Below are 11,498 nucleotides of genomic sequence, written 5' to 3' on the forward strand. Positions count from 1 at the left end.
GCATGGCAGGGATCTTCGATCGAATTGCAGGCGCTTCTGGCGCCGACGAAACGGAGCTGGCGGTGGAGCCCATGGCGTTGGATGACGGCATGGAGGATGACCAGCCTGTCATGAGCGCCGCTGTACAGGTCGATGAGCGCCGGACACCGCAACGGGTACGCGAGGCCGTACAGGAGATGCTCAAGTACGGGCTGCTGGAAGAGAGTCACAAGCCCAATCTGTATCGCTCAGCGCTTTCCAATATCGAGGCGGTCGACAGAATCCTGGAGCCGCTCGACCTTGCCATGGGGGTCGACGAGGTTCGCGGGCTGGTATTCGTCACCGTTCGCCAGGGCGAGGTGGCCGAGCAGGATGACTGGTCGCACCCCCTCGTGCGTCGGCAAAGGCTGAATCTGGAGCAGTCTCTGCTGATCGCCATTCTGCGACAGCACTTCATCGCGTACGAACAGGAAAGCGGTACGGGCGCCAGTCAGGCGCTGGTGGCGGTTGATGAGCTGATTCCCCAATTGCAGGTTTACCTGGGCGAACTGGGCAGTGAGGCGAAGGAGCGCAACCGCATCATCACGCTGCTGGATCAGCTCAAGGGGCATGGCCTGGTGTCGGCTCTGGACGCCCATGATCGCGTCATCATCCGCCCCATCATTACCCACCTGGCCAACCCGGAGAACCTGCATGCACTGGTGGCATGGCTGCGAGAGCAGGTGGAGGGTGCGGCTACTCCGGCCGCCGGTGATGAGGAGGACGAGGCGTGAAGCAAGCACTACTCTGGCGTAACAGCGAGACCTTCATTCTCACCAGCATCGAACTCTATAACTGGGGCGGCTTTCACGGCTATCACCGTGCCGAGATCGATCCTTCTGGCACCGCCGTGATCGGCCCGACGGGGAGCGGTAAAACGACGCTGGTGGACGCTCTGATGACCTTGCTGTGCGCCAATCCGCGCTACAACCTGGCCTCCACCGGTGGGCATGAAAGCGACCGTGATCTGGTGTCCTATGTGCGGGGAGTTACCGGCCCCGGGGACGGAGGTGTGGAGCAATCTCATATCGCTCGCCAGGGTAAGACGGTCACCGCCATTGCCGCCACGCTCGAGCGTGACGGTACGCAGGTTCGACTGGGCGCCGTGCTCTGGTTCGAGGGCACAAGCTCCTCGGCATCGGATCTGAAAAAACTTTGGCTGTTAAGCGACTCCCCCGAGCAGACTCTGCAGCATTGGCTCAGCCAGCATCACGCAGGCGGCATGCGGGCGCTGCGTCAGATGGAGAAGGATGGGACGGGTATCTGGCCTTATCCCAGCAAGAAAGCCTTCCTGGCCAGGCTGAGGGATTACTTCGAGGTCGGTGAAAACGCATTCACCTTGCTCAACCGCGCTGCCGGCCTGAAGCAGCTCAATAGCATTGACGAGATCTTTCGAGAGATGGTGCTGGATGACCGCTCCGCCTTCGCGCGGGCTTCCGAGGTCGCCAGCAGTTTCGATGATCTGACAGACATTCACCGAGAGCTGGAAACCGCCAGAAAGCAGCAGCGCTCATTGCAACCGGTCGCCGATGGCTGGGAGCGTTATAGGGCCTTGCAAGAACAGCTGCAGGATAAACAAACTCTCGAAGGCATCCTCCCGGTCTGGTTCGCCGAACAGGGGTATCGCCTGTGGTTGGCTGAAACCAGCAGGCTCCAGAAGGAATACGAACAGGCCGAACTGGATCAGGAGCAATGCAGGAGCCAGCTTGAGATCCAGAAGGGCGTGGTCGATCAACATCGTCAGCGCTACCTGCGAGTTGGGGGCGCAGGGATAGATCAATTACGCGAGCGCATCGCTGACTGGGTCAGGGAGTGCGATAAGCGCAGCCTGAAAGCCGAGCAATACCAACGCCTGGCCAAGGGGCTTGGACTAGCGGATGAGTTATCGGCCGTTGCTCTCGAGGAGAATCAGCAGCAGATCGCGGCACGCCTGGAAATACTGACCCAGCAAACTACTGAGGCACGGAAAAAGGCGTTCAATGCAGGTCTCGTCCAGCAGGAACTCAATGGCCGCCTGCAGACCTTACAGCAGGAGCGTGCTGAGGTTGAGCGACGGCCAGGCTCGAACCTGCCCGGGCATTTTCATGCTTTTCGAGGTGATCTGGCGCAGGCGCTTGGCGTCGATGAGTCGTCCCTGCCTTTCGTTGCCGAGCTGGTGCAGGTCAAGCCCGAGGAGCTGGCCTGGCGGGGTGCAATCGAGCGGGCAATCGGCAGCCACCGGCTACGGATTCTGGTGCCGCAGGGCTCATCCCAGGCCGCACTGCGTTGGGTGAACCAACGGCACAACCGCTTGCATGTGCGCTTGTTCGAGGTAAAGGAGCCGTCGTCGCGCCCCGTTTTCTTCGACGATGGTTTTACCCGCAAGCTGACCTTCAAGGAGCATCCGTACCGAGAAGCCTTGAAGGCACTACTGGCGGACAATGACCGACATTGCGTCGAAAGCACGGAGCAATTGCGTCATACCCCGCATGCCATGACGGCCCAGGGGCTGATGTCGGGCAAAGAACGCTTCTTCGACAAGCAGGATCAGAAGCGCCTGGATGAAGACTGGCTGACCGGCTTCGATAACCGCGACCGTCTGGCCTTTCTGGCTGAGCAGATTCGCGAGGTCAATGAACAGCTCGCGCCTGCCAAGCTGGGCTTGGATTGTTGGCGCTGATGGAAAATTGACCCACCCTGCCGATTGAAATTTGACCCAGGGCGGATTGCTGATTTTGTTACCAGCAACTGTGGATAAGTCTACCAGCGCAGCTGCTGTTGCCCCCACTCCTTCGCTAGCCCAGTTCAGTTGTTTAAGACCTGCCACACGCAGCCATGTAGCAGGCCGTCGTCGCCATGAAATCAGAACGGCTCATCGTCCTCCGGTTCCTGGCCGCCCTTACGCTTTCGCTCCCGTGATTTGATCTTGGCCTGGGCCGCCAAGCTACTGTGTTGCAGGCGATAGGACTCGTTACCGGTTTCGACGATATGGCAGTGGTGGGTCAGCCGATCCAGCAGGGCGGTGGTCATCTTGGCGTCGCCGAACACGCTCGACCATTCGGCGAAGCTCAGGTTGGTGGTGATCACCACGCTGGTGTGCTCGTACAGTTTGGACAGCAGGTGAAACAGCAACGCACCGCCAGCCTGGCTGAACGGCAGATAACCCAGTTCGTCGAGGATGACCAGATCCATGCGCAGCAGTGCCTGGGCGATCCGCCCGGCTTTGCCGTCGTGTTTTTCGCGCTCCAGCAGATTGACCAGATCGACCGTGGAGTAGAAGCGCACGCGCTTACCGTGCCGGGTGATGCCGGACACGGCCAGCGCGGTGGCTAGGTGGGTTTTGCCGGTGCCTGGGCCACCGATCAGCACCACGTTCTGCGCGGTGTCGGTAAAGCTCAGGTTGGCCAGCTCGCTGATCAAGCGAGCGTCGGCGCTGGAGGCGCTGAAGTCGAAGCCGGCCAGATCGCGGTGCATCGGCAGCTTGGCCATGTTCATCTGGTGGCTCACCGAGCGCATGGCGCGATCTGTGTGCTCTTGTTCCAGCAGGTGTTCGAGCAGCCACTTGGACGAGGCTGTGTTCGACTCACCCTGAGCAGTTAACTCCGCCCAGGCCGTGGCCATGCCGTGCAGGCGCAGCTCCTTGAGTTCCGCCATCAAATCACGCATGACCGACCTCCTCGGCCTGGCCACGCAGGCGGTCGTAGCGCGCCGTGTTAGCGACGGGGGCTTCCTTGAGCGACAAGTGGGTTTCGACGCTGGGTGGTGGTTCGGTCGCGGCCAGGCGCGCCACGACATTGAGGATGTGTTCGGCGCTCAGGCTGCCGCTTTCCAGTACCAGCTCAACAGCCACCAGCACCGCATCGAGCCCGGCGACTGGTACGGCAGCCAGAACTTGCGCCATGATCCGGTCACCGCCGGCATGACGCCCCAGACCGTGCTTAAGCTGACGCAGCGGCGCCGGCAGATCAGCAAAGGGCGCGCCGTTGCGCAGCGCACCGGGCTTGCGTTCGATCAGCGGGAGGTAGTGCTGCCAGTCATAGCTGACCTGGTCGCGATCCAGCAAGCGGACATGGCTGGCGATCAGCGCGTCGTCAGCCACCACCTCGATTCGCGTCGGATACAAACGGCTGCTGACCCACTTACCCGCGTACTCACACGGCACCGAGTAGCGGTTGCGCCCGACGCTGACCAGGCAGGTGCTGGAGACCCGCGCAGGCCGCTCGACGTAACCGTCGAATGGCGCTGGCACAGGCATCAGTTCAGCGTGCTCCAACTCCAGCACTTCGGCCACACTCAGACCGCTGTATTGAGGGTGCGTCAGCTCGTTCCAAAGCGCGCGGCAGCGCTGGCCCAGCCAGGCATTGAGTTCCTCGAAGGAGTGAAACTGGCAGTCCTGGGCGTCTAGCCAGATACGCCTGCGGCTGTCTTGCACGTTCTTTTCAACGATGCCCTTTTCCCAACCAGCGGCGACGTTGCAGAAGTCCGGATCGAACAGGTAATGCGCGCACATCACCGCAAAGCGCGCATTCACCGCCCGGCCTTTGCCCTTATTGACCTTGTCGACGGCGGTCTTCATGTTGTCGTAGATGCCCCGGCGCGGCACGCCGCCCAAGGCGCCGAACGAGCGTGTATGGGCGTCAAATAACATCTCATGGCCCTGGCTCGGATACGCCACCAGCCAGAACGCACGGCTGGCACACAGCTTCAGATGTGCCACCTGCATACGCCGGTAAATGCCGCCGACCAGCAAGCCTTCCTCGCTCCAGTCAAACTGAAACGCCTCGCCAAGAGCAAAGGTCAGCGGCACAAAGGCCTGCGACGCCTTGCCCTGTCCCCCTCGCCAGGCACGGATAAACGCGGTGAGCTGGCTGTAGCCGCCGTCATAACCTTCGGCTTTGATTTGCGCCAACAGCGCCTTGGCACTGCGCCGCTGTTGCTTGGGCCGCAGCGAATCGGCTTTTAGCGCCTGCTCCAGCGTGGCGTGAAAAGGGCTGAGTTTGTTGAAGATCGCGCGGCGTTGGTAGACCGGCGGCTTGGCCTCAGGTGCTCTGACCCACTTGCGAATCGTGTTGCGCGCCAACCCGGTGCGCTTGGCTATCTCATGCAGCGACAGCTTGTCGCGGAAATACATCCGGCGAATTTTGCCCATCATTTCCATACTGATCACCCTGTGTTCTCCTGCTCAAAAATTGAGCAGAAGCAGTTGAACACCTGGGTCAGTTTTCAGTCGGCAGAACAGCCTCTACTGGGTCAGTTTTCGGTCAGCGGCAACACTGCTCGACAACAACCAGCTCGAAGGCATCGTCAGCCTGCCCAGTGGCGTGTTCAAACCCTACGCCGGGGTCAGCACCGCCATCCTCATTTTCACCAAGGGCGGCACCACCGAGCGTGTGTGGTTCTATGACCTGCAGGCCGATGGCTACTCCCTGGACGACAAACGCACCGAGCTGAAAGGCGAGGGCAGCAACGACCTGCCCGATGCCATCGCCCAATGGCACAAATACCGGCAGATGGTGGAGGGCAATATCAGCGCCAGCACCATCAATACCCTGTTTGGCGACAAGCGCAAAAAGGCCTTTGTCGTTCCGGCTGAGGATATCGCCGCCAACAAGTACGACCTCTCCATTAATCGCTACAAGGAAGTGGAGTACCAGCAGGAACAGTACGAGGATCCGAAGGTGATTCTGCAAAGGCTGAAAGGGCTGGAGCAGGAGATTCTGGCGGATCTGGATGCGTTGGAGGGGATGCTGTGAGTTGGCCTTCGGTTAAACTGGCAGATGTTTGTAACGTCATAATGGGGCAGGCGCCAGAGGGCTCCTCATATAACGAAGCCGGTGAGGGCATTCCGCTACTGGCTGGTGCTGGAGATTTTGGAGAGATAACTCCTATTCCAAAAAAATTTACTACTGAGGCAAGTAAGCTTTCCCAGTCCGGTGATTTGATACTTTGTATTCGAGCGACAATTGGGGATTTGAATTGGAGTGATAGAGCTTACTGCCTTGGTCGGGGCGTAGCGGGATTGAGAGTTATTGAAGATAAGCTTGACGCTTCCTATCTTTGGCATTTCATCTGTACCCATAAGCACGAGCTAGCATCAAAGGGAACTGGATCAACGTTTAAGCAGGTTAATCGGACACATATAGCTGAGTGGGAAATCCCCTTCCCACCCCTGCCTGAACAAAAGCGCATCGCCGCCATCCTCGACAAGGCCGACGCCATCCGCCGCAAACGCCAGCAAGCCATCCAGCTCGCCGACGACTTCCTCCGCGCCGTGTTTCTGGACATGTTCGGCGAGCTTGTCACGTCTTCTGGGTATGCAAACTCGCAAAAGTACAAGCTGCTGGAGTTGGTTGATTATATTGACTATAGAGGTAAGACTCCTGAGAAGTCAGAGTCTGGAATTCCTTTGATAACGGCAAAAAACGTCAAGAGTGGTTATGTCGATGATGAGCCGAGAGAGTATATTCCCGAAGAAAACTATGACGCATGGATGACGAGAGGTTTTCCCAAAAGAAACGATGTTCTCTTTACTACTGAGGCGCCGCTCGGAAATGTTGCCTTGTTAGGGGAGTATGAGAAGGTTGCAATTGGTCAGCGTTTGGTCGCTCTGCGATCCAAAGGAAAGGTGACTCATGAATACCTCCAGTTCTTGCTGCTGCATCCTTTTGTTCAAGACTTAATTTATGCCCGATCTTCCGGCAGTACGGTAAAAGGAATTCGCACAAAAGAGCTTTATACTATTGAGCTTCCAGTGCCGGAAATGCAAAAGCAAAGAGAGTTTTCAGCTATTTATTGGAAAAGCAAATCGCTCACGAGCAATCAAGAGTCTGCACATCAACTGGATGTGTTGAACTTCGGTGCGTTGTCTCAAAAAGCCTTTGCTGGCCAGCTGTAGATAAGGAAATCCCCATGCGCCTCAAGTCCGTCAAGCTCACCCATTTCCGCGGTTACCGCACCACTACCGTCATTCCCATAGACGAAGCCATAACCGGCATCGTTCGTCGTGATGACTGCGGTATGTCGAAAGCTTACTAATAAAACAATATATAACGCGCCCGCAATCGCTCTGGAAAGCTCCAGGCACACTTATACAGCAAGCATCCATATAGGTAGTTTTATGCTCGACACACAAAAGGCTCTTCTTGATTATCTAAATTCCTTGGCTCAGGTCATCGAGAACGTTCGTACGGCTGAGCTGGATATCAATGGCGAGCCTGCACAGACGCAGGCGTTTGCGCAGGCGGTTGCCGAGCGCGAATTGCTGGTGCCCGTGGTGGGTGCGTTCAGCGCCGGTAAATCATCACTGCTCAATGCCATCATCGGCAGCAGCATTCTGCCGATGGATATCAAGCCCGAAACCGCTATCCCAACCGAGTTGCGCCACGATGCGCAGGAGCGGCTGGAGGCTCTGTTTGCCGATGGCCGTACCGAGCGATTCGGCATTGAGCAGTTGCCTGCCCTGCAGGAGCGGGCGGAAGAGCTTCAGCTATTGCGGCTGTACATCAACCGTCCGGCGTTGAAGGGGCTGGCGCCACTGGTGCTGGTGGATATGCCCGGTTTCAATTCGCCGCTCGATGCCCATAACAAAGCCATCGCCCACTACATCGGCGAAGGGGCGCACTATCTGTTTGTGGTCAGTGTTGAAGAGGGGTCGTTGCACAAGCAGATCCTGCGCAATATGGATGAAGTCACTCTCATGGGGCGCAACTTCAGCGTTTGCGTGAACAAGGCAGATCTCAAGCCCGTTGCTGATGTGCAGGGCATTTGCGACTACATCAGCGAGCAACTCGAGGATGAGGGCTTTCCGGCCACGGTGTGTGCTGTCAGCAAAAACGATATCTCCTCCGTCAACGCCATGCTGGGCAGCTTCAATCCAGAGGCGCTGTTCGGCTCAATTTTCCAGCCTGAACTGCTCCAGCAAAATTTTGCCATCGAAAGCACGCTGTGTACGGCGCTGGATGGGCTTAACAGCGACAAGGAAAGTAACGAGCAGAAAATTGCTGAGATAGAAGATGCCTTGCGCGCCTTGGAGAAAGAGCGTGAGCAGCAAACCCAGGCAAACAGTGCCGGGAATCTGGAGCGCATTGTCGATGAGGTGTTGCGTAGCGTGCACACACGCCTTGCCGGCTCTGTAGATGAGATGGCCCGCGCGGCCTTGCGCAGCCAGGATGAGATGACCCGTATCATCTCCGATGAAGTTCGCAGCGGTCTGACTGTAGGGCTGAAGCGGGCTACAGACAGTATGTCCGCCCATATGGTGAATGAGTTTAGCCAGCATGTAAGTGGCTCCCTGCGCCCGGAGCTGCATCTCACACAGAGCAACTGGACAGACAGCTTGCTGCAAACACTGCAAACGCAACTGCTGCCAGGCCTGCTTTCGGCTATCGGCGGTCAAGCTGGTGGCGCGGCCAGCGCGTTGTTAACCACTGTGCCAGGTCTGGCAGCGGCGCGTCTTATTCCCAATCCCATCGTGCAGGTAGTGGTTACCATCCTGCCCAGTCTGCTCGGCGCGCTTTTCGGGCGCATTAGCGAGGGGCAAAAGCTGGAGCAGGCCAAGGACGCTATTCGCACACAGGTACTGCCGGATGTGGAGCGCGGCCTGCGCCCAGAAATCAGCAGCTTCCTGCTCCAGGCGCAGGAAGAAATCGTGCGAGCTGTCTCTGATGCTTTTGACCAGCAGATCAAAGCGCAAAAAGACATTTTGGAAAAAATCAATCAGCAAGCCGAGAGCGGCAATCTTGAGGCGCGGATCCGGGTATTGGAAGAAGCGCTTGCTGCGGATTCCACACCATCCGGCCACCCAGTCCACGCTCATCTGGCCAGGCATTCCACGGCCATCTGGCCACCTGTTCCACGGCCATCCGGCCGGGCAGTCGGAGCGCAGCGACGCAGGGGTTGCATTGTTAGTCTGAGGTGCCCGGTGTCGTCAATTTCTTCGTCTGTTTGCGCATCGATTCGCCCTTGAGGTTGATCCGATAAGCGTTGTGCACCAGGCGGTCGAGGATGGCATCGGCCAGGGTCGGATCGCCGATCAGTTCGTGCCAGTTGTCCACGGGCATTTGGCTGGTCACGAGGGTCGAGCGCTGGCCGTAGCGGTCGTCCAGTAGCTCCAGCATGTCACGGCGCTGTTCAACGGTGAACGGGGCCAGACCCCAGTCATCAAGGATCAGCAGGTCGGTCTTGGCATAGCCGCTCATCAGCTTGGCGAAGCGCCCGTCGCCGTGGGCTAGGCCCAACTCTTCCAGCAGGCGTGGCAAGCGCAGGTAACGCACGCTGTAACCCTCTCGGCAGGCCTGGTGGGCCAGGGCGCAGGCCAGCCAGGTTTTACCCACGCCGGTGGGGCCGCCGATGATCAGGTTGAGGCCGTCGCGTAGCCACTGGCCGCCGCTCAGTTGCAGGATCAGCGCCTTATCCAGCCCGCGCGGGCTGCGGTAGTCGATGTCTTCGAGGCAGGCGTTGTGCTTGAGCCGGGCCTGGCGCAGGCGGCTGCTGAGGCGCTTGTCGTCGCGTTCGGTCAGTTCGCGGTCGACCAACAGGCCGAGGCGTTCCTCGAAGCTCAGGCTGTTGATGTCGGGGGTTTTCAGTTGCTCGGCGAGTGCCTTGAGCATGCCGGTCAGGCGCAGGGTCTGGAGCTTGTCCAGGGTCGGATGGGGCAGCATGGTGGGATTCCTTGGGGTCAGTGGTAGTAGGCGGGGCCGCGCAGGTTGGCGTGGTCGTCCGGCAGCAGGGGCAGGTTGGCTTGAGCCAACGGCAGGTTTTCCAGCCCCTGGCGCAGGATCGATTCGAGGCTCTTGTAGCTGCACGCGCCGAGGCTGAGGGCGCGACGGCAGGCCAACTCCAAGCGCACTTCGCCATGGGTCTTGCCCAGGCGCAGGATGCCCAGGCAGGCCCGGTAGCCCTGCTGCGGATGGATGCGCCGTTCGAGGATGTGCCGGATCACGCCGGCCGTGTTCGGCCCGGTCTGCTCGGCCCAGCGGATCAGCCGCTGCGGCGTCCACTCGGCATGCTCGCGATGGCTCTTGGGCATGTGCTCGGCCTGCGTGCTGTGCCTGCCCTTGTGCATTGAGCGAAGGTGACTGGCCACCCGCTGATTGGCGTGGAAGCACTCCACCGTGCGCGCTGTCAGGCGTACTTCCAGTTGTTTCTTCACCAGTTGGTACGGCACCGAGTAGTAGTGCCCATCGACCTCGACGTGGTAGTCGATGTGCACCCGCGCCTTCTTCCACTCGGCGTAGACGTAGGGTTGCTCCGGCAGGGGGCGCAGCGCCGGACGATCCAGAGCTTCGAAGGCCGACTGCCGGGAGCCCGGCAGCTTGCGAAACGGTCGTCGGTTGAGCCGCTCCAGCAATAAGGCGATGGCGCTGTTGAGTTCATCCAGGGAGAAGAACTGCCGATTCCTCAGCGCGGCGAGGATCCAGCGCTCGACCACCTGCACGCCGACCTCGGCCTTGGCCTTGTCGCGCGGTTTACGCGCCCGCGCCGGCACCACCGCCACGCCATAGTGCTCGGCCAGATCGCGGTAGCTCGGGTTGATGTCCGGCTCGTAGCGATGGCTCTTACTCACCGCGCTGCGCAGGTTGTCCGGCACCACGATCTCCGGCACGCCGCCGAGGAAGGCAAAGCAGCGGGTATGCGAGCCCAGCCAGTCCGGCAGCTGCTGCGACCAGGTGGCTTCGGCGAAGGTGTAGCTGGACGCACCGAGCACCGCGACGAACACCTGCGCCTGGCGGATCTCGCCGCTGTGGCGGTCGATCACCGGCACCGTCTGCCCGGCGTAGTCGACGAACAACTTCTCGCCGACGCGGTGCTCCTGGCGCATCACCACGTCCAGCTTGCCCTGCCAGGCCCGGTAGTGCTCGCAGAACCAGCTGTACTGAAAGCCTTTCGGCTGGCTCAGGCGATACTCCTGCCAGAGCAGCGCCAAGGTCACGCCCGGCCGGCGTAGCTCGGCATGCACCCAAGACCAATCAGGCAGTGGCCGCTGCTCGCTGGGCACTGCCGGCGCCGGTGGGAACAGCTGCTGTTCCAGCTCGGAATCGGACAACGAACAGGGCCAACTGAGGCCGCTGGCGGCAAAGCGGTTGAGGTAATCGCCGACGGTGACACGACCGATCTGCACGCTGACCGCAATCTGGCGAGCCGATAGCCCGACCTCGAACTTGAGACGAAGTACTTCGCGAATCTTACGCATGGATAAACGCTCCACGACGACCTCTCTGCTTCGAAAAAGAGGTCGATGGTAGTGAAGAAATCCTGCGTAGCTGCCTACCCGGTTGGGTGGCCGGATGGCCGTGGAATCAGTGGTCGGATACGCGTGGAATGGGTGGCCGGATCACCGTGGAATCGGTGGTCAGATGCTCATGGAATGGGTGGCCAGATGACCGTGGAATCCGCAGCGCTTGCCGAGGTGCGTGCGCTGGCTCATGCGCATTTGCAGGCCGCGAAGCAGTAATGCAGCGAGTACCACCGCAAGTAGCTGTTTATACATTTAAGGAAGAGAT

11 protein-coding genes are annotated in these 11,498 nt (G+C 59.6%); 6 read left to right on the plus strand and 5 right to left on the minus strand.

The window, feature by feature from the left end; genetic code table 11:
* The first annotated feature begins 2 nt into the window (after positions 1-2).
* On the plus strand, positions 3-752 hold the full coding sequence (locus PSTAB_RS00665; protein WP_013981280.1) for a DUF4194 domain-containing protein: 750 nt from the start codon (positions 3-5) through the stop codon (positions 750-752).
* The gene (locus PSTAB_RS00670; RefSeq protein WP_013981281.1) at positions 749-2,677 is read left to right on the plus strand and encodes an ATP-binding protein; all 1,929 of its coding nucleotides are present in this window, start codon (positions 749-751) and stop codon (positions 2,675-2,677) included. Before PSTAB_RS00665 ends, PSTAB_RS00670 begins: the two co-directional genes overlap by 4 nt.
* Positions 2,678-2,859: 182 nt before the next feature.
* On the opposite strand, the gene istB (PSTAB_RS00675) is transcribed toward PSTAB_RS00670, so the two are convergent.
* Together istB (PSTAB_RS00675) and istA (PSTAB_RS00680) are read right to left on the minus strand one after the other, a co-directional pair.
* On the minus strand, positions 2,860-3,663 hold the full coding sequence (gene istB, locus PSTAB_RS00675) for an IS21-like element ISPst3 family helper ATPase IstB (RefSeq protein ID WP_003459721.1): 804 nt from the start codon (positions 3,661-3,663) through the stop codon (positions 2,860-2,862).
* A complete protein-coding gene (gene istA / locus PSTAB_RS00680; RefSeq protein ID WP_148263433.1) occupies positions 3,656-5,155 on the minus strand; it encodes an IS21-like element ISPst3 family transposase in 1,500 nt (499 codons plus the stop codon). Before istA (PSTAB_RS00680) ends, istB (PSTAB_RS00675) begins: the two co-directional genes overlap by 8 nt.
* 115 nt (positions 5,156-5,270) lie before the next feature.
* Here istA (PSTAB_RS00680) and PSTAB_RS00685 point away from each other — a divergent pair, with 115 nt between their 5' ends.
* From PSTAB_RS00685 to PSTAB_RS00695, 4 genes are all read left to right on the plus strand, one after another.
* On the plus strand, positions 5,271-5,750 hold the full coding sequence (locus PSTAB_RS00685; RefSeq protein ID WP_080564958.1) for an N-6 DNA methylase: 480 nt from the start codon (positions 5,271-5,273) through the stop codon (positions 5,748-5,750).
* Complete coding sequence (locus tag PSTAB_RS20910; protein ID WP_013981284.1) at positions 5,747-6,892, plus strand: restriction endonuclease subunit S; 1,146 nt, start codon at positions 5,747-5,749, stop codon at positions 6,890-6,892. The genes PSTAB_RS00685 and PSTAB_RS20910 overlap by 4 nt, the downstream gene beginning before the upstream one ends.
* A 14-nt stretch (positions 6,893-6,906) precedes the next feature.
* The gene (locus tag PSTAB_RS22015; RefSeq protein WP_013981285.1) at positions 6,907-7,032 is read left to right on the plus strand and encodes a hypothetical protein; all 126 of its coding nucleotides are present in this window, start codon (positions 6,907-6,909) and stop codon (positions 7,030-7,032) included.
* 82 nt (positions 7,033-7,114) lie between these two features.
* Entirely contained in the window at positions 7,115-8,962 is a 1,848-nt protein-coding gene (locus tag PSTAB_RS00695) for a dynamin family protein (protein ID WP_041771611.1), read from the plus strand.
* Here PSTAB_RS00695 and istB (PSTAB_RS00700) read toward each other — a convergent pair.
* From istB (PSTAB_RS00700) to PSTAB_RS21700, 3 genes are all read right to left on the minus strand, one after another.
* On the minus strand, positions 8,901-9,656 hold the full coding sequence (gene istB / locus PSTAB_RS00700; protein WP_013981287.1) for an IS21-like element helper ATPase IstB: 756 nt from the start codon (positions 9,654-9,656) through the stop codon (positions 8,901-8,903). The two genes, PSTAB_RS00695 and istB (PSTAB_RS00700), sit on opposite strands and share 62 nt — an antisense overlap.
* A gap of 17 nt (positions 9,657-9,673) precedes the next feature.
* A complete protein-coding gene (gene istA, locus PSTAB_RS00705) occupies positions 9,674-11,188 on the minus strand; it encodes an IS21 family transposase (protein ID WP_013981288.1) in 1,515 nt (504 codons plus the stop codon).
* 159 nt (positions 11,189-11,347) lie between these two features.
* Positions 11,348-11,485: a hypothetical protein gene (locus PSTAB_RS21700; protein ID WP_013981289.1), complete on the minus strand. Its 138-nt coding sequence runs from the start codon at positions 11,483-11,485 to the stop codon at positions 11,348-11,350.
* Between the last annotated feature and the right edge of the window lie 13 nt (positions 11,486-11,498).

The sequence above is a fragment of the Stutzerimonas stutzeri genome (assembly GCF_000219605.1).
Lineage (GTDB): Bacteria > Pseudomonadota > Gammaproteobacteria > Pseudomonadales > Pseudomonadaceae > Stutzerimonas > Stutzerimonas stutzeri.